General features: G+C 35.4%; 15 protein-coding genes. 9 read left to right on the top strand and 6 right to left on the bottom strand.

Annotated features, from left to right (window positions below):
- Positions 1–171 (top strand): IS3 family transposase (locus C8K15_RS17190; protein ID WP_146173673.1); only part of this gene is annotated, 171 nt, incomplete at its 5' end.
- Between the two features lie 58 nt (positions 172–229).
- On the opposite strand, the gene C8K15_RS20640 is transcribed toward C8K15_RS17190, so the two are convergent.
- The 5 genes from C8K15_RS20640 to C8K15_RS20430 form a co-directional block, all read right to left on the bottom strand.
- Positions 230–880 carry an HNH endonuclease gene (locus C8K15_RS20640; RefSeq protein ID WP_199224135.1) on the bottom strand — a complete coding sequence of 217 codons (651 nt, stop codon included), beginning with the start codon at positions 878–880 and terminating at the stop codon, positions 230–232.
- A 74-nt stretch (positions 881–954) separates the two neighbouring features.
- Positions 955–3,564 carry a hypothetical protein gene (locus tag C8K15_RS17200; RefSeq protein ID WP_108587658.1) on the bottom strand — a complete coding sequence of 870 codons (2,610 nt, stop codon included), beginning with the start codon at positions 3,562–3,564 and terminating at the stop codon, positions 955–957.
- Positions 3,561–4,007, bottom strand: coding sequence for a hypothetical protein (locus C8K15_RS17205; RefSeq protein WP_108587659.1), 447 nt, complete (start codon positions 4,005–4,007; stop codon positions 3,561–3,563). The genes C8K15_RS17200 and C8K15_RS17205 overlap by 4 nt, the downstream gene beginning before the upstream one ends.
- Positions 4,004–4,387: a hypothetical protein gene (locus C8K15_RS17210; protein ID WP_108587660.1), complete on the bottom strand. Its 384-nt coding sequence runs from the start codon at positions 4,385–4,387 to the stop codon at positions 4,004–4,006. The genes C8K15_RS17205 and C8K15_RS17210 overlap by 4 nt, the downstream gene beginning before the upstream one ends.
- Positions 4,384–4,551 (bottom strand): hypothetical protein, encoded by a 168-nt coding sequence (locus tag C8K15_RS20430; protein ID WP_158268347.1) that lies wholly within the window; start codon positions 4,549–4,551, stop codon positions 4,384–4,386. The genes C8K15_RS17210 and C8K15_RS20430 overlap by 4 nt, the downstream gene beginning before the upstream one ends.
- 589 nt (positions 4,552–5,140) lie before the next feature.
- Here C8K15_RS20430 and C8K15_RS20965 point away from each other — a divergent pair.
- The 4 genes from C8K15_RS20965 to C8K15_RS17225 all read left to right on the top strand — a co-directional run bounded on the left by C8K15_RS20965 (position 5,141) and on the right by C8K15_RS17225 (position 11,694).
- Positions 5,141–5,515, top strand: coding sequence for a hypothetical protein (locus C8K15_RS20965; RefSeq protein ID WP_233260548.1), 375 nt, complete (start codon positions 5,141–5,143; stop codon positions 5,513–5,515).
- 381 nt (positions 5,516–5,896) lie between these two features.
- Positions 5,897–6,019, top strand: a complete 123-nt coding sequence (locus tag C8K15_RS21215; RefSeq protein ID WP_255421141.1) for a hypothetical protein — start codon at positions 5,897–5,899, stop codon at positions 6,017–6,019.
- A 149-nt stretch (positions 6,020–6,168) separates the two neighbouring features.
- Complete coding sequence (locus C8K15_RS17220) at positions 6,169–10,890, top strand: protein NO VEIN domain-containing protein (RefSeq protein WP_108587661.1); 4,722 nt, start codon at positions 6,169–6,171, stop codon at positions 10,888–10,890.
- A gap of 357 nt (positions 10,891–11,247) precedes the next feature.
- A complete protein-coding gene (locus C8K15_RS17225) occupies positions 11,248–11,694 on the top strand; it encodes a hypothetical protein (RefSeq protein ID WP_108587662.1) in 447 nt (148 codons plus the stop codon).
- Positions 11,695–12,438: 744 nt separating this feature from the next.
- On the opposite strand, the gene C8K15_RS17230 is transcribed toward C8K15_RS17225, so the two are convergent.
- Positions 12,439–14,514 carry a DUF262 and DUF1524 domain-containing protein gene (locus tag C8K15_RS17230; protein ID WP_108587663.1) on the bottom strand — a complete coding sequence of 692 codons (2,076 nt, stop codon included), beginning with the start codon at positions 14,512–14,514 and terminating at the stop codon, positions 12,439–12,441.
- A 246-nt stretch (positions 14,515–14,760) separates the two neighbouring features.
- Here C8K15_RS17230 and C8K15_RS17235 point away from each other — a divergent pair, with 246 nt between their 5' ends.
- Genes C8K15_RS17235 through pglX form a run of 4 tightly spaced genes read left to right on the top strand, consistent with a single transcriptional unit; the run spans position 14,761 to position 23,037 of the window.
- Positions 14,761–15,351 carry a DUF1819 family protein gene (locus tag C8K15_RS17235; RefSeq protein WP_233260550.1) on the top strand — a complete coding sequence of 197 codons (591 nt, stop codon included), beginning with the start codon at positions 14,761–14,763 and terminating at the stop codon, positions 15,349–15,351.
- 11 nt (positions 15,352–15,362) lie between these two features.
- Complete coding sequence (locus tag C8K15_RS17240) at positions 15,363–15,908, top strand: DUF1788 domain-containing protein (RefSeq protein WP_108587665.1); 546 nt, start codon at positions 15,363–15,365, stop codon at positions 15,906–15,908.
- Positions 15,909–15,920: 12 nt separating this feature from the next.
- The gene (gene brxC / locus C8K15_RS17245) at positions 15,921–19,496 is read left to right on the top strand and encodes a BREX system P-loop protein BrxC (RefSeq protein WP_108587666.1); all 3,576 of its coding nucleotides are present in this window, start codon (positions 15,921–15,923) and stop codon (positions 19,494–19,496) included.
- Between the two features lie 55 nt (positions 19,497–19,551).
- On the top strand, positions 19,552–23,037 hold the full coding sequence (gene pglX / locus C8K15_RS17250) for a BREX-1 system adenine-specific DNA-methyltransferase PglX (protein ID WP_108587667.1): 3,486 nt from the start codon (positions 19,552–19,554) through the stop codon (positions 23,035–23,037).
- Positions 23,038–23,216: the final 179 nt, after the last annotated feature.

Below are 23,216 nucleotides of genomic sequence, written 5' to 3' on the forward strand. Positions count from 1 at the left end.
TTTGGTTTATTGAAATCTGAGTTATTATATCTTAAAGAGTTTGAAAGTATCGATCATCTCAAGCAAGAATTAGAACAATATATTGATTACTACAATCACAAACGGATTAAGGCAAAATTAAAAGGCATGAGTCCGGTTCAATACCGAATTCATACCTTATCAGCCGCCTAATATTCGTGTCTAACTTTTTGGGTTCAGATCATAACAGCGGTGCGATTAGTTCCTCATATTACTTGAAGGGAGGGAAGATATCGTCATTTTTAACTTTCCCTTGTTTTTCAAGGAATTCATCTAATGTCAGTTTTCCTTTTTTTGAATTGCACGATCTACAAGCAGGTACAATATTTTCTAGTTTGTCTGACCCGCCTCTTGAAATAGGAATTATGTGATCTCTTGTACGCTGTTTTATACCTGGGGTTTTTGTCATCCGAACTCCACAATAAAAACAAATGTTATCATGTTTTTTTAGAAGTTCTACCCATTCACCAAAATGGTGTCCAACAACAAGGTTTCTTTCGCGCTTCATCTTACCTTTACGTAAACAATCTTTTACCTTATCGCTATTGAGGACTAGATTTCGTCGTCTTGCTTTTATATGTTCGGGATCATCCTCTAATCTATTTCCAGGACCTTTGTAATTCCAATGTTTTTCGTTTGAATGTGATTTTCCTTTGCATTGTAGTGAACAATATTTAGCATCTTTTCTCCATTTGTTATTATGAAACTTAAACTCTTTCCAGCACACTACACACTTTTTGACCACAAGATTGGTTATGGCTTTTCCTTGACACTCTTTTGAACAATAAGTCCGTTTTTCAGCATGACTAGGTCTTGTTTTATACTCTTTTCCGCAATAAACACATTTCTTGATAACCGGCATCCTAAGCCGCCTCCTCTGATTAATTTTCAAGAGCAAAATTATGCAAAAACTAGTTTAGTAGCAATCCACCCTGCTCATTTTCGAGTAGGGCGCTTTTTTGGTTTATCCTGGGAATATAAAACCCTCGTCTTATCGAATATTTCCTTTTCTACTTCGTGTAACGGTCTTCCGTATGTTTCTGCACATTGTTTCCGAATATAACTCCTATCTTTGACGAGTGGTGACTTAATCGTTTCACATAAAAACGCCTCGTCACTTTCAGCAAATTTACTAACACAGACTCGCTTTTCTGGAATCTTGAATAGTTCTTCTTCCGTAAAAGGAGCAAGTTCCTCTTTTAACGACTTAACCGTTTCTTTAGACGTAGAAAATATAGAGAACTGAGCACCAGCATCTTTAAGAGTTTTCTTCATGAATTCAAAATCCTCCAACTTATGAGCCATCCAGATATTCTTCATGCCCCATTTGCGTGCTTCTCGACATGCGTCATTGTGTATCTTGAAAGACGATGGAGTTTGATGCGGTTCATCCCTTATATATACAAATGGTTTACCGTGACAGCCTTTAACGCTAGGAACGTTATAGCGGGATAACGCTGCAAGCCATATTTTTGCATCCCAAAAAGCTGCGAATCTGTCGATACCTGTTTCGCCTAAAATGCTCTTAGGAATACGGATTCCTACGAAATAAGCACCGCCATACTTAGGATTCGTTAATAAGTTTCCGTCAATCCATTTACGTATATTTATTAGAGGTTTACCATCAGGTCCAATGTTCGGCGTTTGCAAGATGGAATTTCGCATGTAATCGTTCGAAAGGAGTACATTGATACGCGACATAATAAAACGTACTGTTTGCGCTCTCGTATCTTGTGACATTTCATGTAGTTCTTGGATAGTGCCGAACACGATGGAATCATTAATTTTAAAGTTTTGCAAAACATTTTCTCTGTATTCGCCATTTGTAAGGCATAGAATAACCTCCATAATTCCACGAGTCGGACTGGTGAGAATCCCTTTTGCAACAGCTGAAAGGAAACGCTCCATATTGTCAGTGGTTTCATTTGTAGCGAGTTTATTTAAGAAATCAATGAGGACACCAGATAGTTTATTTGAAGCCATACGCCTGTTTACTTCGATTTCTGTCCAATCACCACCACTTAGCTGCATAGCTGAAGTGATTTCGCTCCAATCAGATGCAGGGAGCAGGGCAAGATTGCCAAAATCTAAATCAATGATATGTGATTCTGGAAAGTCTGCAGGCAGTCGGTTGATTGCGTCCTGGATTAAATCACCGTCTGCCGTGTCCATGAGTATGGAAGTGAATCCGAAAGTAGGGAATAGGTGGCCCATCTGCATGCCTTGATTGGTTTTCCCTGTTCCCATTTTCCCTAATACAACTTGTGGCCGACACAATAAGCCATAGTCTTTAATGGGAATGTGAACAATTTCCTTGGTACCTTTGTGGCTGACGAGTCCCCAAGGAATGCCTGAACGTAATACGTTTGGAATTTGTACCTCACGGCGGTTAATGCTTTGAAAATCAAAGGTGTCTTGTAAATAAGCAGAAGGTAGCTCAATCAATCTCCCAAGTTCATTATTTGAAAGGATCATTGCGTTAGGATCAAGTGTAGTTTTTGCGGAAGGTGAGAAGTGTAGGATTTCGGATAGGGTGCGTAGCTGTGTTTTACGTGATAGTTCAACTCGTTCTAGTTCATTATCTGCGGTGAGGTCATGGTAGCCGTTCGATAGGGTCATGATAATACTTTGACGTCTTCCAGCATCCTTTGAACCAGCTATAATGCGCATCCACGTCTTAAAGGTCGGGTCTTTCTTCTTGTGGTGAGTGGAGGTTTTTAAATCGCCGTCAATTAAAATCATTCGTTTTCCGATGTCGATAGCGTCTTCTTTGCGACTTTTATCGCGTATTTCCTTATCTCTAGCGCTTGCTTTCCCTGCGAGTGAATCTAAAATGACGTCAATAGCGTCTGATGCCTGATCCATTGCAAATAGAATTCCGTCACCACTAGCGAGTAATGCGTCTTTCTTCGATATTTTCATACGACGCGGTACTTTTCCAGATTTAAACTTCTTATGCGCTTTCTCTGTAGTATCCTGCCATGACAAGCGATTGACAGGTTGACAAACAATCTGAATACGTGCGAAATCGTCGTCTTTCAGTTCCTTCGTTCCCATTAATAGAGATCCTAGAGGTTCGTGCTCAATCCGTTTATCAACTTTTAGTGAAAAGATGTTATGACGAGATAATCCCATTTCGCAAACCTCTAAGTCATTAAGTTCTTCAATGTGCGAAATAGCTTCCTTTAGTATCGTTGCATGTTCCCAGGTGAGTTCTATTTGTTGGCGTACGAACGATTCTTTTTCAGTGGGTACAGTGCAATAAAAAGCTACATCCCCAGCCGTCATAACAATGTCCCAAAAGAAACGTGTCGGGTCTTTAAACTCGATTTCCTTTTCCGTAAATTTCAAGCGTTTTCGATAGCCGCGATAGAAGTCGTGAATCGAACGCATGAAATCATGGTTACGATTATTTAAAACGGTTCTATCGGGAATGATCCGTAAAGTCAGGTATTGTCCTGTTGTTGAATCAAGTTGTTTCTTCTTCAAAATCTGTTCACCGCGTCCAGTTTTTATTGTCAATTCGCCTACTTTTAAAACACTCAAAACGTTGCCCTCCTTAGAATTTCGAAAATGATAGCAAGGACTAGCGATATAGCCGTCCATTTACCCATTTTTGGAATAGAAGCGATAGCACCTAAACAAAAGATCATTGCGAGTAAACCAAAAGAGTCGGGAAGGACTTGAAGTAGCCACAACCCGAATTCCTTCGCAACATCGCCAAGATTTTGCGTAACACTGTCTTTGATTCCTTCACCAATACTCGATAACGCCTCCGACTTTTTATCGTCCAGGTATTCGCCGAACGATCTGTCGTTAATAGGTGCAGTTTTTACGTATTGAATCGGTTCGATAATCGATATAGGAGAGGGTATGAAAGCTGTGGTGAATTCTTCTGTTTTAATTATTGGTGGTGGTAATTCCCAAACAAACGCAGGGGGCTTGTATTCAACAGCGATAAACGTCCACTGAATGACCGTGCTACTCATTGAGGTGCCGCAGCCTTTATCGTTTCCATGATTACGGGTATTAAGTTAATACCGATGAATCCGATAGCTGCATATTTCATTCGGTCTAAGCCACTTGCCGGACGTTTACATATTACTTCAATACATCCCCATACAAACATTACGTAGCACAACGGTTCAGCCATCGAGATTAGTAAGTCTTTAACTGGCTGAAATGCGGAAGGAATCACTCCATTAGCTGATGCAAACGCCGTACTTCCACTGACTATGCTTCCAAAGACAACCCCTGACGATAAACCCAACGTAACTTTCTGTGCTAATGACGGGTAGAAATCCTCGACTTTTCGAATATCTTCTTTAATTGGAAAACAAGCAGTCCAATCTAATACCGTACTACTCAATCTTTCTCCTCCAATTTCTCTTTATGTTTGAAATACATACTCAAGGCTTCACGATACGTGCGGGATCGGTCACGTCTAGGGATTTTTCTGATGCCATCAATTATTTCTTTGTCGTACTCAGGATTCAATTTTGCAGAAATTTGTGTGATTTTTTCTTCTTCCATTAGTGTAATCCTCCTTTATGACACTTTCTGACTTCCTCACAACATATGAACGAAATTCTGAAATAATGCTTGTACTTTATTAAAAAAGTTAGAGACTTTCATAAAAAAAGAGCCACTTCATAAAGAAGTGACTCAGTACTATATATGACCAAACCTACTCCTACGATCTCGGGGTATGCCCCAAGATATGCTAACAGGTGGTCAAAAGATTCTCCTTTTACCTATGGATTGAAAATAAAGTGTTGAATGTCGACATTTGTCGAACGAATTATAAAGGATAGTGCCAAGAATTGGTGTATTTTAAACGAATGGGGTAAAGAAAAAACCTTTTTAGAAAAGGTATATGAATAGTAACCAATTTCCCGGTTCCCTACCAATAATTATCTTCTAATCATGACTTAGGGAGGAAGAATGAGTTGTCCGAGTTTTTAAGAAATGATACCTCACTAGAAAGTCAATTCAGATCAATATATCTATTCGGAGCAAATGTCGCAACATATAAATTCGCTTTAGCGAAATCACTACTGGAACTCAGCATGATAAGGAATTTATTTCACTGGAAGAATTATCGCATAGTTATGTAAAACATATGTTAGAACATGTTCGTAGCGGAAAGTGTCAAATTACTAGTCAGGGTTCAAAATTTATTCAAGCATGTCAGCTTTATGAAGCTAAGCAAATAACGCTTGACCAATTACTATTAGTCACTGAAAAATTAGGTTTTAAAAACGTTCTGGATGCTTTTCACAACGTTCCAGGTACATCGTTACAATCTAACTTCTTTATAAAAGATGTTAAGGGGAAAAGTTTAGGTATTACTTTGAGTGATGACTTATTTAAAATGAATGATGGAACCCAGAGCAAGAGCATGGTGGAAGAAATAGAGGGTAGATGGAACTTAGGTGAGACAGCTTGGAATGAAAAAAACCCAAATCTTGAAATAAAGTATGATATTAATAACTAGGATTTCTTTACATTTCGACCTGTTTCTGCAAAAAAATATTTAAATTCTCATAGCAGAATTCATCTGACACCGGTTCGAAAACCATTAAATGGGTATCAAAAAGGAAAATGTTTTTATTGTTTTGGTCCAATTTCAATAATTAGCAATCATCATGAAACATGTGACGTAGATCATTTTTATACGATTGAGCATCCAGTACGATTCATCTGTTGACCTCGATTTAAATGGAGTCTGGAATTTAGTCTTAGCTTGTCAGGATTGTAATCGAGGAGAAAAAAATGGTAAATACGCAAGACTTTCGCAAATACACTTCTTAGATAGATTAATTAAAAGGGAAACGAGTATCTTATCCAAAGTAACCACCCATTAAAAGAAACATTAATGTTACGAACAGGTAAAACTCAATCTGCAGGGAACCGATTTTTAGATGTCATGTTTAATTTAGCCAAAACAATCAAAACCGCAGAAAGGGCACCAGAGTATGTAAAAGGTGAAGAATTCTAAGTAAGCATCAATAGAATTATTAGAAAACAGATTTGCTCCTCACTCAAGCTTTTTTATGAATTAATTTCTAGCAACGTTTTTCATTCCCAAAAGAAAATCGGATTTTGAACTTAGAATTAAATGTATTTTTATTATAGGAGGTAAGATTCTTGGGGAATGGTCCACTTGAAGTTATTACGCGAGGAAATATACATGAAACAATTCAAAATCGAATGCAAATGATTAGAAATCATTATAAAGTCGATGTAGAAGATATGGTGTCGAAATATCAAGGAGAAATTCGTAATATTGATGAGTATCGTGGGCGTCAGTTACTAGAGCTAATCCAAAACGCTGATGATGCATCCGTATCGAATAAGCCACGTAAGGTATGGATTCAATATTGGGACCATAAGCTAATCATTGCAAATAATGGTGAACGATTTTCGGAAGATGGCGTTATTTCGCTCCTTTATTCAAATTTAAGTCCGAAGGCAAGACAAGAAAATAAAATAGGCAAAAAAGGATTAGGATTCCGTTCTATCTTAAGTTGGGCAAAATCAATTTACATTAAAAGCGATGAATTATCAATTCAGTTTTCTAAAGAAATTGCCCAGAGCTTTTTAAAAGAAATTATGGAAGAAGAGCCTTCTGTTAAAGATAAGGTAGAAAAATACAAATTTACTGAGCTCCCGATAGCTACATTACATGCTCCGAAGTGGATTGATGATATTGATGATCAATATACAGAGTACGATACATATATAGTCATTGAATGTAATGAAAATATTGAAGATGAGATTCATCAACAAATCCAATCGTTAGACGAAGAGACTATGCTGTTTTTAAATAATTTAGACGAGCTAGTCATTGATAGTGATATTTGCTGTCAAAGCTTTAAAAGACATATTATTTCACCGACAAGAATTGAAGTAGATCGCGTTGAAAAAGGATTAATTACAACTAAGGCATGGTCGATTAATACACGAACCGGTATCTATGAAGATAAAGAATTTGAATTAAAGGTAGCTTTTACTGACACTTTAGATGATAAGAAAAATGTTCTTTACAGCTATTTCCGTACAGAAGTGGCGTTCCCCTTTCCAGCAATTATCCACGGAACTTTTGACTTAACGGGTAACCGGAATCAGCTGATTGAAAATAGTACAAATGCTTATTTATTAGAAGAATTACTCGAGCTATTATTGGATACAGCTATCCTGATTACAAAAAAAACAAATAAAGTAAGCTATGATGCGCTGAAGTTTTTAATGTTTGAAAAACATTTTGATCCGAAGTTAGAAAACTATTTTAAATTTACTGAAAAGTTATTAGAGAAGCTGAAAAGCTGTAAAATTTTCCCTACGATTGCAGATAATTATATCGACTTTGGCGATGAGCCTGTATATTATACGAATGCGTATGCACAAATATTGCCATCACAGTCGTTTACACAATTACTTTTACAATGTGACGATGCAAAAGTTGAGCAATTCTTAGTCAGCCTAGAGTTATTTATTTATGAATACGATGAACTTGTAAAGGATATTAATGCAGAACACGAACAGTTTTCCATCGAGCAGCGTGTTGATTTACTTTACTATTTAATTCAAGATTACGGTGACGAAATTAAGGCAAGCAATGTAAAACCACTATTATTACTTGATACGAATGGTCAAATAATTGAAGAAGGCACAGACATATTTTTAGCTGCAGAGCAGGATGTATTTGAAAATATTCCGAATTTCATTTCCCTTAAGTTTCTCCACCGCGAAATGACAAGACTGTTTCGTGAAAGGATTGGGCAAACGCAAGCGCGTGCTATAGCGGACTTTTTAGAGCCTGTGCATGTAACGGAGTATAATTTTGAATCAGTTATGCGTGCGATGATGAAAAGTATTCGCACGTTTACACAAGTAAAAGGCGATAAGCAAATTTACATTGATGTTTTTATTCCATGGCTTTATGAAAGCTTTAAACAAAATAGTGCAGCATTTGAAAGACTTCCTTCAAATATTCATGTACTACTTCCAAGTCGAAATGGTAGATTACTAGTTGCGAATAAGCTTTATTTCGGCAAGGACTATGGGCAAAGGTTAACTGAAGAGCTATTACAAAATATTGAAGGAACACAGTTTGTTGCTTATTTAGCTCCAGCTAAAAACGATGAAATTTTATTCAAAGATTTTTTGTCGAAGCTAGGAGTAAGGTCTTTCCCTGAGTTAAAGGTACAACCGTTAGTAGGTAAAGATAAGGCAGCTTATGGTCAATATGTTTTAAATACGATGCAACCTTTAAAAGTAGGAGATCAAGTATTTGCAACACGCGAGGACCTTTTAAAAAATGTGAGTACTGCAAATACAGTGAATGTGTTATCAAGTGAGTTATTTGATGCGATTTTAAAAACGGTACCTTTTGAATATATTCTTGCATGGCTTTTACAAGACGAAATGCTTCGTAAATCACTTGAAAATGAAATGGAGCATGCAAATAGTAGTTTGATGTATCTCGTACCGAAGGGTAAATTAAACTCGCGACAAATTATGTATTATCAAATGCCATCTTATATTTTATGGAAGCTTCGTCAAACACCGTGGATAGCAACAAAGGATGCGCGTCGAGAAAAGCCTAGTAGATGCTGCCTAGCTCGAAATTTAAGTAGCGAAATGAGCAAAATCATTGGTGTGCCAAACATCAACTTGGGTCATCCGATTTTTAAACAATATAAAATTACGCGCGAAACAATTGATTATTGTTTACTAAAAGTAGGAGTACCAAGAGATTTTAGTGAAGTGGATACCGTATCTATTTATTCAATGCTTCAGGCAATTCCAGATATTTATCCAGACGGGAAGGGTGTACGTGCCTTTTACCGACATCTTGTGCAAAACGTTCAGGTAGCGTCAATTGATAAAACTAACGCAGCTTATGATAGTTTCTTGAAGAAAGGAAAGCTGTTAGCGACACATCAAGGGAAGAAAGACTATTATTCCGTTAATGAAGTGAGTTATTTAGATAATCGAACGTTAAGTAAACATATTTTAGATCAGTTCCCTATTTTAGATTTGGAAAAGCGTTCTGGTGAGCAAAAGGTGTTGAAGCTATTTGGAGCAAAACCTTTAAAAAATATTACTTTCCAGCTAAATCAGAATCCAATCTTACATAGTGTACAGCGTCCCTTTACGGAAGATTTACAAAAGTTTTTACCCTTTGCTTATTGCTATCGAATTGATAAGGATGCAGAGTTTACATCGCGAAATGTATTGAAAAAGTTAGATATTCAGTTGTGCAGTAAAATTGATGCCAGTTTTAGTATAAATGAACAATCAAGTCAATTACATTTACAGCCTTATGAATATATTATTGTGAATGGAGTGCATTACGTCCAGCTTTCATTAGATATTCATGAATCACTTATAGCACTAAAAGAGGACTTTTATTTTTGTGATTTAATTGCAGAAATATTTACAGGTATTTTTAAGGTGGAAGATGACCGAAATAGCTACCGTGAGCTCTATAGTAAAAGTATTTCGATGCGTCAAAGCATGATTCGCAATGATTTTGATGATGTACAACTAGAATTACTGCGACGTGCTGAGCAGGAGCTTCAAATTGCTCTTAACGAGCGATACGATTTTTGGCAAACACTTATGGATGTACTGGAACTCCAACAGTTACCGATTCAGGACAATAAATTAAAGGTAGCAGTTGTCGATGCTTTATCTAATGTTCCGAAGATTGATCAGCTCTACGAGGAAATACTTTACACTGCTTTAAGTGAAAGTAGAGGGGCGGAGTCATTATGCTCATTGTTCCAGGCATTGTCGATTGATTTTGATGATTTTAACGCACAAGCTTATCAAAAAATCGATATAAAGACGCATTTTATTAAGAAAATAGATCGTATAAAGGAGCACTATACTAGTGCCTACTATTCTCATTTATATAATAATCTAATAAAAATGCCGCTTCAAGAGCAAAAACTTTTTGAAGTCCGAAAGCGCGGATATCAAAGTAAAATATTTCAGATTGAAAACAGCTGTAATTTTAATGCTGAGGAAGCCTTCTTTAAGCAACTTGATTTAGACAAGGAAACATTATTAGAGTCGTCTTCAGTGACATTAAATGATTTGTATTATACGAATGAGAAAAAGTTTATTATGCATTTGGAAACGACCGGTATGTCAGTTGAGAAAAAGGCATTTCAACAATTTTGTGAGAAGGACGAAAATAAAAGCTTAATATATTTTGCACAGTTTAAAATGTTAGCGACATCTTACAGTTTGCAATCTAGTATGGTAAGTTCCCAAGCAGCCCAACTAACGGTTAACACAGAATATAAAGATGTTTTTGCAAGCTTGGAAAATGCATCAGTTAGTGTAATAGTTGCGGAAACCGAAAAACCATCTCTACAAGGGAGAAGAAAAGGTATATTCAATGGTGGTAGTGGATCTCGCCAATCGGATTCTGAGAAGGAGAACATTGGGTTTTATGGCGAGTCAATCGTATTTTATTATTTGCAGAAATATGGAAAAAATGTGAAGTGGGTTTCAGAAAATGCGAAAAAGGCGAATGTAAATGCTGATGGAAGAGAAGGATTCGGCTATGATTTGAAATACATTGAGCCAGATGGAACGGTAAAGTATGTAGAAGTCAAAGCTAGTACGGGAAATGCTCTTCAATTTTATATCACACCTAATGAAGTAAATTTTGCAGAGAAACATAAAGAAGACTTTGAACTTTACTTCGTCCGAAATATTTTCTCGAAAAATCCAGAAATTGTATCTCTGGGTAACATTTTCAATTATGAAGAAAATGAATCGTTCAGGTACAATCCTCGCTTTATTGTGGAAAATAAAGATTTTCGTATTCATGCAAAGCTGAAGGAATGAAACCCCTTTACTCTCGAGGAATACCAAGTGGTATTCCTTCATGTACCGTGTGATCGAATCTAAGATTTCATAGTTTTCACACTGGGTGTGGAAAGGTCTTTTTCTAAAATAACAAGAGTTTTATTGTTCAGTAAAAGTGCACTCTCATATGAGTGTGTTTTTTCTTTGCAACATGAAATGATCAGTTACATATTGAAAAAAGAATGTCGAAAATTTTTTTACTGAAATAGTTTCTCAAGTAGAAAAAAGAAAAAAAAGAAGAAATAAAGGCTAAAAAAAATAAAATTGTATTTAAATTCTTAACTTATTACCAGTAAATGGTGTAAAATATTAATGTATAACTATGAGGTGATTATTATGAAATTTAAAGAATTTTTGACATTTTTTCTTGCACTAATTATTCTTGCAATTTATGGAGCTTTAGGAGGAGTGCTTTTATTTGCATTGCAATTCTCTCTTTGGTTTTATGTGTTGGCTGTTCCTGCATATTTGTTAATGGGCTATATATTCTTTTTATTAAAATTATCTGTGCATAAGGATATATATGGTGCACTTGAAATTGTACTTGGACTTGTAATAATTCTAATTCCATTATTAATGAAGTTTGATGATGCAGATGCAGAGAGTTTTAAATTTATAAGTATTTATTTTGCTTTTTATACTGGGTTATATATTCAGGTTAGAGGTTTTGAAAGTATATATCGTAAATGGACTTCAAAGTCGGAGAAAGTTAATAAGGAAAAAGATTTTGGCTTTATTACAAAATATATGTGTAAAAAAGCTGATGACATATCGATAGATTAAATACATAATGATGGAAAATTGCTTAGTATCATTAGCAGTATTAGAGAAGCCATAACTAGGCACACTCAAATGAGTGTGCCTTTAAATTTTTAAATAAGTGGTCCTTTCTATTTGCACCAAGTAGCAATTACACATTTCTGAACATACGCCGCCATTAATATTTTTTCATTAGTCCCAAACTAGCCCCAATAACCTGTTTTTCTGTACTTTATCTTGCATTATCAAATGAAAAAGAAAAAGCCCTAAATACTGGGACTGACCCCCAGAAATGAGACAGGGTCAAAACACCTTTAATTTAAACTGCAAGTTGAAATTGCTCCCAAGAGTGCTTCCACAAGGGAGCAACAGTCCCACACCTCCGTCTTTCCCTGGGGGAGAAATAGTTGTTGCGTAACCTTCTACATCAACAACTGCCGCAACTAAAGTTAATACCATTAAAAGGCATACTCATCGGGAGTGTGTATTTTATGTCTTAAAAATCGCAACCCATATTACAACCCATATTTTTAAAAATAGAAAAAGCACCACCTCCTAGGGACTGACCCCATAGGCTGGGACAAATAAAAACATCTTTACGTTGAAATTCGGGTATATACTACCTAAATCCAACTTGGAGGTGGGCTTTTAATACTGCAATTTGCAAAGTATAATTAACGTGGGTAACATCATGTTCAATGCTGGCAAAGATGCCAGCAATATTAATACGTTACTGTTTAACATACTCAAGATCATTTTGCGCAGTTTTCACTCCAACAAATTATATTGCTGTTGGATTAAATCCATCAAATCATTCACTTCCGTGATGGACGTCAGCTCCAATTCCGCATTAAGGTTATTGGATGCATTTGTGGATGCGTTTCGGCAAATGCGCTTTGTGTCATTTAAGTCTTCGTATCTAACGTTCAGGTATACTTTCAACTTATTCTTCCTACCCTTAATATCCACAAAATTCTGGAACACATTAGTGTACTTTATCGCGATGTGGTACTTATTGAATTTCTCACTCAAACCTGAATCTAAGGCGAGTACCCGGTCTCTTAATTCATGATAAATGGCTTTCGTATTCTCAGACATTCTTTCATAATGGAAATCTACATCGTACGCACCATTATCCGGATTTTTGACTGGTTTGTATTTTTCTAAAACGGCATCATCCAAGTGTGGGATTTTCCAGATGTGTTCTGCTGAAAGAATAGCAAGTTCTGTTGCTCGTTTCAAAATAGCCGCTTCATTCCATACTGGAGCTTGCTGCAATGTTTTGTTTAGCTTTAATGGACTTTCATCAAAATAGACTTTTTTCACTCGATACAGGCTATCGCTCATCTCTGAGTTGTAACCGGTCAATGTTATGTTCCCCAATGTATGCAGATAGTTCTCATGCACTTCTGCCCAATTTCCCCCTAGTTCGTTCTTCCACCCGGCGCTCATGTTTTCATTTTGAGGTACGACGTGTTCAATCGAATACTCGTTCACATTAACGAATTCTTTACGATTATGATTTTCAATCTTTCTAAGGAGATATTTGCAATTACGGAAGTGATAGACATCCTTTGAAAGAAGACTTTTGATAAACACTTCATCCCTTGGGAAAACCCGATACGATTCTCTTAACAAGAAGGCTGCTTTGACACTTTCTAAATAGTTGTCCTCTTTGATATCTTTCTTTAAACTAGCAAAGATTTTATTAAGCCCATGAGTAGGGACTTCACAGATAGAACGTCTAAAGATGTAACTTTCAATCATCCGGATGGTTTCGACCAATTCTGTTTTAATGATTTTACGGTTTTCATAATCCGCATACACATCTAGCAAAAATGGATACACGACGTCCATATCCAGCTCCGCAAGGTCTACTAAGGACATTCTTATGTCCTTATCTTCAACCTCTTGAAAAGCGACTTTAAAGAAGATTTTCGCGTACTGGTAGATGTCATCCACTAGTGTTTCCACTTCTACTTCCCGATGTTCGATTACATACTTTTTAAATACTTGATAAATTTCATCTTTTCTCGGAATGGCTCCGGTCTTAATGATTAAGTAATCCCTAAAGAATTTATCGAACAACTCTTTGTTGTCGCTCTTTTCAAAGCCTACCTCCATCTTTCTCCAATAACGGTTGTAGATGTCATTCTGCGTGTTTCTATCCAGTCCCATGAGAATGTAATTGCGGATAAGGTCTACCTGGGATAAATCCAAGCCAGTCGAGTTTAAACTCTCAAAGATTAACTGAGGGTCATCTGTCCCTCTTTGTAAGGACGTATCTACAATGACAAGTTTCTTCATACCTTCTAAAATTTCATCTGGGGAATGTTCGCTTCTCTTAATTTGCTGAACAAAGAAGTTGTAATTCTCCATAATTCTAGATGAGTATTCGGCTGGTAATTCTGTATCTTCTAGTAAGTTCAACAACGTGTCTTTATCGGCATCCGTTGATAGAAGTTTATACCGGGCGTTGCCTTCTTCTTCATTGTTAAACAGGTAGTAGTTGTTAATTTTTCGTTGTGATTTCTCATCACCTACATCTTCTTTAAAAGCCTGCCCTAATGCAAACAGTAATATCGTAGTGGTGGTCAACCTTTGCTGTCCATCAATCAATAAGAACTTTGCAATATCCGCAATGTTCGACCCTTCATCATCTATGTACACAACAGAGCCGATGAAATGACTATTAATATGTGGGTTTTCAATAACTCGCTCTATATCTTTCCACAGGCTGTTGCATTGCTGAACAGTCCAACTGTATTTACGTTGGTAAATCGGAACTATCATTTGTTTTGGTTTTTGCATGAATTTCATTAAATTTGCTTCTGTTGCCTTCACTTCTAATTATCCCCCTTTTAAATGGTGACACTATCTTCATCTCCAACCTAAATCTTACATTATTTAATTGAGCTTAACCATGAATTGCACCACTATGCCTCCAATTATTGGTGGCTTTTATTATGTTTACATTTCCTTCTTTTGTCATCTATGTACTGTTATAATTTAAGAATATAAAAAATACCTTTAACCATTGTGCTTACAACATGACTAGGCATCGCAGCAAGGAGTGAATGAGATTTCATGATGAAATATTCAGCTGGATTTACAGGCGAAGGATGGTTTCAAAACGAAATATATATTGTACTTTCGTTAAAAGTAGAAGGTTTATCTCGTAATGATATGCTTGATAAAATATTAGAGCAAAATTTATTCCAACTAAGAAGTGAAGCCAGCATAAAAGAAAGATTTCAAAAGGTATATCGCAGGTCTGAAACATTCAATTCAGAACTTGCTACTTTTTTTATTAATGGTTCCCGCTTGGATCAAAAAGCATTGCTCTTATATAGTTATTTAAAATGTTTTCGTCTTCCTTATGAATTCTTTAATGAGGTTATTTTATACAATTATCGTAACAACAAGCCATTCATTCAAAACATAGAGATCGAATTCTTTATCGAACGAAAAGAAGGGGAATCTGAAAAAGTTGCTGGATGGCGGCCAGAGACGAAAAAAAGGTTGCGCAGCTCCATTTGGATGTTTTTTAGAGAAAGCGGGCTATTGGAAGAAGAAAAAACCGATTTATACAGAATTACTCCTATACATATGAGCAGTAAATTAAAAGATTATGCAAAAGAGTACGATCAATTGCTTCAATTATTAAGTGAATTAAGGTAGGTGAAAAAGACATGAGTCAAACATTCGAGCGTTTAAAACAGATGGAAAAAAGAATAAATGAAGAAGGGTTTACGACTCCTACGGGAATTGGTAGTGAAATTCCTCATTATGTGTTTGACTATCCTGCAGAAGATGAATTAATCGTTCGAACCTATTTAGAAGGTGTCTTGAAACGTACATCTATTGACATTAAAGAAATGCACTTGTTTCAATTCTTATTAAGTCTCTTTGAAGACGATGTAGAGGAACTCGTCGAGATTAGTGAGGAAGGTGGCTACGATGAGTTAGTGCATGCCTTGCAAACTGTCTTAGAAGATCAAGATGTGATTGTTGAGTCCTTCGTAGAACAAACAGATGATGCGAAATTAATTTTCATCACCGGGGTAGGCAGCGCACATCCACTAATCCGTTCAAGTCAGTTGTTAAAAAAATTATCCAATCATGCCTATCGCAAACCAGTTATCTTATTTTATCCGGGTCATTTTACCGGCTTAGAACTCAGGTTATTTGGCATTTTGCAAAATGAAGATCAGTACCAGTTATCCCGAATTTCCTAGGGGGGAAAAAACATGCAAGTTAAAGAGATATTCAAAAAAGATATTTTCCGAAATATTAACGGCGTTGTCCAAGCTGGTCAGTTAGATCATGACACAATCAAAAATGAACTAGAAGAATATGTTATGACAGAGGAAGTAACAGAGTATTTTCAGGAATTTTATGAAAACTATATAGCAGTTTATAAAAATCCAACAAAAGACATTGGGGTATGGCTCAGTGGTTTCTTCGGATCTGGTAAATCTCACTTCTTGAAAATCTTATCTTACTTACTTGATGGCAAAGAAGTAGAGGGTAAGAAGCCATATGAATACTTTATAGAAAAAACAAATAATCAAAGACTACTATCTATGATGCAAGTAGTAGACGGCAAGAACTCTGACGCTCTCCTATTTAATATTGATTCTATGAGTTCGTCTGGGGCTTCTAGCAAAGAACGAATTGTAGAAGTGTTCTTGCGTGTTTTTAATCGCCATTTAGGCTATTCCGATACTTTATGGTTAGCAGACATGGAGCGACAGTTAGATGAAGAAGGTAAATATGAATCTTTTAAGGAAAAAGTACAACTTCTTTTTGAAACAAATTGGGAGGATTTTAGATTAAAAGCTGTTATACGTCGAATGAAGATTATTCAAGCACTTGTAGAAACGGGTTACGACGAGGAAACTGCAAACAGTTTTTTTGAAATCAGCAAAAATAATTTCAGTATGAATTCAGAGCAATTATCTAAGTTAATTGCTAATTATTGTCGAAACCGTGGTTCAGAGTATCGTCTTACATTTTTAGTAGATGAGGTAGGTCAATACATCGGAACAGATGTCAATTTAATGCTCAATTTACAGACAGTAGTGGAAGATGTTGGTGGAGCTACAAAGGGACAAGCATGGATTATTGTGACTTCGCAAGAAAAAATAAATGCAGTAGCAAATATTCATAATACAAATGACTTTTCAAAAATTCAAGGACGTTTTGCCACTCGTATAAACCTATCCAGTGCCAATACGGATGAAGTTATTAAGCGCCGTATCCTAGAAAAAACAGAATCGGCTGAAAAAACCTTGAAAATGCAATACGAACCAATTGAACAACTAGTACGAAACCGCTTATCTTTTGACCAAAACTCTACACAGTTACGTTCAGGATATCGGACTGCAAGTGAGTTTGTAGCTCTGTATCCATTCATTCCTTACCAAGTAGATCTACTACAAAAGGTATTTAATAAAATCAGGATTCATGGTGAAGGCGGTACAAGTCTAGCGCATGGTGAGCGGTCCTTGCTAAAAGCGTTCCAAGACGCGGCTAAGCTAAATTCAGAAGAACAAATTGGGAATTTAGTTACATTAGCTGAATTCTTTCCATCCATACGAAACTTCTTAGAGACATCAATTACAAGAACAATCAGTCGTGCTGAAGATCGCTCTCGGAATAATGAAGGAATAACAAAAGAAGATATTGCTGTTTTGAAGGTACTTTATTTAATTAAAGGAATAGATGAGATAAAGGCAACTTCTAGAAATATTGCCACTCTTCTATTAGAGACGATTCATGACGATCAAAATGATACCCCAATTAAAGAATCATTAAATCGACTAGAACAAGCGATGTTCATTGAGAAACATGCAGATGGTACGTATTCTTTCTTGTCAGATGAAGAACAAGAAATCAACAAAGAAATTAGAAGTGTAGAAATAAATTCGACGAAGGTAAAAGAACAAATAGGGGATTTATTCTTTACTAAAATGTATACAAAAGCAAAATATGAGTACCGAAAAGATACTACACCTTTTGATTTTAACAAGCGTTTTGATAACTATTCAAAGGGCAATATGACACATTCATTAACGATGCAGGTCTTTTCTATTTTTATGTCTGACATGGAAGCCGCTCTAAAAGCAAATTCTGGACAGCTGGTCATATGTTTAGATGAAGAACTTGTTGCCGAAGCAGAGGGAGCTATTAAGTATTCCGAACAAGTACAACGGTATGTCAACCTAAAGCGGAATAACAGTACAACTCAATCGCAGAATCGTATATATGATGCCAAACTAGCTGCAGTTGATGAGTTCGAACAAAAGGCTGACGAACTACTGAAAAAAGCATGTGAAAAGGCTAGTTTCTATATCCAAGGCCAAGTGCGCGACTTTAAAGGTTCTTTTGAGAATCAAATAAATAGCGCCTTCGATATGCTAATTGCTAACACTTATAAGTATCTGGATTATATGGATGACCCTATTTCCTTTAAAACTCATAAAGTAGAATGGAAGCGTCTTGCCGAACAAGGTATTACTAACGATTTGTTAAATATGACCGGGAATCGCAATGCCTATAATGAACTAAAAGAGTATTTTGAAGAAGTAGCCCGGATGCATGAAAAACCATCATTAAAAACCATTATCGAGAAGTACCATGCTATTCCATATGGCTGGAGTGAATATGATGTAATAGGTTTAGTACTGGCTCTCCTGAATGCTGGGAAGGTGAAGCTGCATATAGGAGAAGATCTATTTACGCCAACTCACTCGCAATTTTATGAAAGATTAACACGTATATCGGAACGAGAAAAAATTCGTGTCTTACCTGAAATTGAAGTCGATCCCAAAATTCGTAAAGAATTTATCCCTATCATGCGTGGGTTCTTTGGTCTCTCTGATGTAGGTGAAACGTATCAAGAATTTGCGAATGCCATTGAGAGTGAACTGAAAGACAGGTTTCAGTCACCACTCGAGACTATTCGATTAAGACGACAAAATACACGCTTGCGCAATTACCCTTATCCGGGTGAGAGAGAGATCACCACACTATCGATGGGAGTACAAAAGCTTTTACAAATCCGAGATCCAGAACAGATGGTAAAAGAATTCATTCAAGCTGAAGATGATATGGATGAGTGGTTCGGGATTTTGGAAAAACTTATTGGCTTTTATAATAAAACGCCGATTAACGTATTTGATGAAACGGTTGAAATAATTGAGAAATATCAGAGAGATTTAGCACTTATCCAAAATACAGACGTACAGTTGATTAAAAAACAAATTACAGACATATTAACAAAGCAAGAACCTTATCTTGATATTCCTAGACTACCGCAATTAACTGCCCAGCTAGAGAAAAAAATAAAAGAAGAAGTTAATGAACAAAGACAAGCTATTCAGGTACAAGTAAAGCAAATGGAAAATAAGTTAAATGAGTTAATAGATTATTATCAAAGCTTGCCATCTATTGTTAATTTTATTGAGACAGAGTACCATACATTCAATCAAATTAAAGTAAGAATTCTTACAGAAGATAGCATTGTGACAATTCGTGCGCTTTTACAACAATTAAATGAACTAGCAACACGTATTGAAAAAAGAGCAAAAGAACTGGAGGAAGAATTAAGAAAGCCACCAGTTATTGGTCCAGATCCTGTTGTACCCCCTTTGATAATTAGAGAAAAGAAGCCTAAAGTGATTAAGGCAAATGACTTGCATCGTTTATTCTTCAATGGTCGAAATAAAATTGAGACCCAGCAAGATTTAGATGATGCGATTAATCAACTACGTTCGACATTACTAAAAGAACTAAAAGATCACACATTGGAAATTGAATAAACAGAAGCGGGTCTTACCGACCTGCTTTTTGTTTATATAGAGGGAGTAAAGAAAAATGAACAAAACAGAACTAAAAAACTTTGCCGTTTATGCTCGTAGAGACTTGCTTGAAAAAGTAGCCTTACGGGCGAAAATTTTTGGGATTGATGAGAATAACGTTTTAACAATTGAAGAACAGTTTGGACAACTTGTCATCAATGGAAATATATATCCCCTCTCAATGAAGGAATCTTTTCAATCATTAGCAAACCAAATGAAATCTATAGGTTATGACCAACTCATCGAAGAAGCGGCTTATACTTGGTTTAACCGTATTATTGCTATACGCTTTATGGAAGTGAACGACTATCTTCCAGAGCATGTAAACATTTTATCAAGCAGTACAGGGAAAATTGAACCTGATATACTAACACAATTTGAGACAATGGATTTATGTATTGATGTTGCTGAAGTTAAATCTCTAGTTAGACAAGGAAAAACAGAGCAGGCATACCGTAAGTTATTTATTGATCAATGTAATGCACTGCATAAAATATTGCCGTTTCTGTTCGAGCAGATTAATGATTATACAGAACTATTGTTACCAGATTTCTTGCTAGATAGTGAATCTGTTATAAGCCAATTAATTAAGAATGTTTCTAGAAACAATTTTCATAACATAGAAGAGGATAAAAACAACGTAGAAATATTAGGTTGGCTATATCAATATTATATGACAGAAAAAAAGGAGAAAGTTGGTGGATTAAAGAATTACGTTGTTAAAAAAGAAGATCTACCAGTTGTTACACAGTTGTTTACCCCAAAATGGATTGTTCAATATATGATTCAAAACTCACTTGGAAAGCTATACGACGAAAAATATCCAAATAATAAATTATCAACAAATTGGAAATATTATCTGAAGTCTTCTTACGATGAAAAGGTATTTCCTGAATTTGACTCTTTGGAAGAACTCAAAGTTATTGACCCTGCTTGTGGTTCCGGACATATTTTACTGTATGCATTTGACCTGCTTTACGAAATGTATGAAGAAGCTGGTTATCCATCAAGAGAAATACCAAAATTAATATTGGAAAATAATCTTTATGGTTTAGATATTGACAAGCGCGCTCAACAAATAGCTAACTTCGCTTTGGTGATGAAAGTTTTAGAAAAGCAACCTAGATTTTTTAAAAAAAATCATAAACAAAGTTTAAATGTAATTGAAATCGTAGATACAGATTACTCTCTTCCTAATGAAGCAATTGAATTCTTCACTAAAGATAACAATGAAAAAGAGATAATAAAAGAACTTCAAAAAATATTCGAGAATGGTAAACAATTTGGATCTTTGCTAGATATTGATTATTTAGAATATAAAGAGTTGATTGAACGAATTCTAAACTTTGATGGTGAAAAGGCCGATTTATTAGAACAAACATATATATATGAATTGAAAGATAAACTCTTACCTTTACTAAAGCAAGCGCAATTATTATCACAAAGGTACGATGTCGTATGTACAAATCCACCTTATCATAATAAATACAATAAGATTTTAAAAGATTTTATGTCTACGGAAAAGTATAAAAACTATAAGTCAGACTTGTACTCAGCATTTATCTTTCGTGCTACACAAATGACTAAAAAAGATGGATATGCAGCACTTATGACTCCATTTACTTGGATGTTTATTTCTTCACATGAAAAATTACGTAACTTTATTATTAAAGAGCTTAGCATTGCAAGTTTGATTCAATTAGAATACTCGGCATTTGAAGATGCGACAGTACCAATTTGTACATTTGTAATTCAAAAACAAACTGAATTTCCCATTGGAGAATACATTAAGTTATCGAGTTTTAAAGGGGATCAAGCAATAAAAGTCAGAGAAGCAGTTGAAAGAGCAGTTGATTACCGTTACTCATTTGATAGCAAGGATTTTAATGCAATTTCTGGCTCACCCATTGCTTACTGGACTACAAAACAAGTAAGACATATTTTTGAAAATTATCCGAATTTAGAACAATTGTCTGAACCGAAAAGTGGGTTATCAACAACTGATAATAATAGATTTATTAGATATTGGTTTGAAGTCGATAACAGTAATATTGGGTATAAATGTGCAAATTTAACCGAAGCATCTAATACAAAGAAACGATGGTTTCCATTTAATAAAGGTGGAGGTTATAGAAAATGGAATGGTAATGAAATATATGTAGTGAATTGGTACAAAGATGGTGAAGAAATTAAAGAAAATGCAAAAGGGGCATCCGGGGGGAGAATAGTTAATCCAGAATATTATTTTTTAGAAGGTATTACTTGGTCAAAAATAAGTAGTGGTAATTTATCAGTAAGATTTAGTGGAGAAGGGTTTATATTTAGTGATGCTGGTATGAAATTATTTGCAGAAACTGATAATCTATATTACTTTTTAGCAATTCTTAACTCAGCAATTACTAGTACTATGATTGCACAAATATCTTCTACGATGAATTTTGAAAAAGGAAATATCTCAAGAATTCCTGTAATATTAGCAGAAAATGATTATAAGTTAATTGTTAATATTTCTCAAGAAAATGTAAAAATTTCAAAAAAAGATTGGGATTATTTCGAGATTTCTTGGGATTTTACAATACATCCATTTTTAATGTTTAGAGAAAAGAACGTTCTACTTTCTGAGATTTTTAACTATTGGTTAGAACATGCAGAATCACAACATGCCCAATTAAAAAATAATGAGGAAAAGTTAAACCACGTTTTGATTAATTTATATGATTTACAAGACGAGCTTTCATCTATAGTTACTGAAGATGAAATTACTATTCGTAAAGCTAATCAAATTCGTGATTCAAAATCTTTTCTATCTTACTTTATCGGTTGCGTTATGGGTCGTTATTCTTCTGATAATGATGGACTAGTCTTTGCAGGTGGTGATTGGGATGATTCTAAATATAAATTATTTCAACCTAATAAGTTTGGTTTAATCCAATTAACAGACGAACATTATTTTGATAATGACATTATTGAGCGATTACGTGAATTTTTATCCATAACATTCGGTGCGAAAACTGTTGAGGAAAATTTACAATGGCTTGCTGAATCTCTAGAATTAAAACGTAATGAAACAGCAGAAGAGCGTTTACGTCGCTATTTCTTGGACGAGTTCTTTAAAGACCATTGCCAAGTCTATCAAAAGCGGCCGATTTATTGGCTTGTTGATTCTGGTAAACAAAAGGGATTACGCACACTTATTTACATGCACCGCTACCAACCAGATACAATGGCGACGATACGTTTTGAACACCTTCAGGAAATCCAAGCTAAGTATAATAATGAAATTGCAGCGGTTGAATTGCGTATTGTGAATCCAAATTTAAGTGCAACTGAGACACGTGATCTTGAAAAGCAGAAAACTGCTTTCCATAAGCGTATAGAAGAACTACTTGAGTTTGATAAGAATCTTGCTGAATATGCGAATGAACAGATAGCATTAGACTTGGATAATGGTGTAAAAGTGAATTACGAGAAATTTGATAAAGTGTTGGCAAAGATCAAGTAATAGATATATATATAATGTTTTATTAACTTTATATCAAATAAGAAGTACCCACCGATGCGGTTTTTCGATACAGATTACGGTGGGTCTTTTTTGATTACTCGGCAAAACACTTTAGATTTGGTAAAATGTAGATATCATTAATATCGAATAATTTATAGAGAGTAGCCAACTGAGGTGTA

This window comes from Paenisporosarcina sp. OV554 (genome assembly GCF_003058165.1).
Classification (GTDB): Bacteria; Bacillota; Bacilli; order Bacillales_A; family Planococcaceae; genus Paenisporosarcina.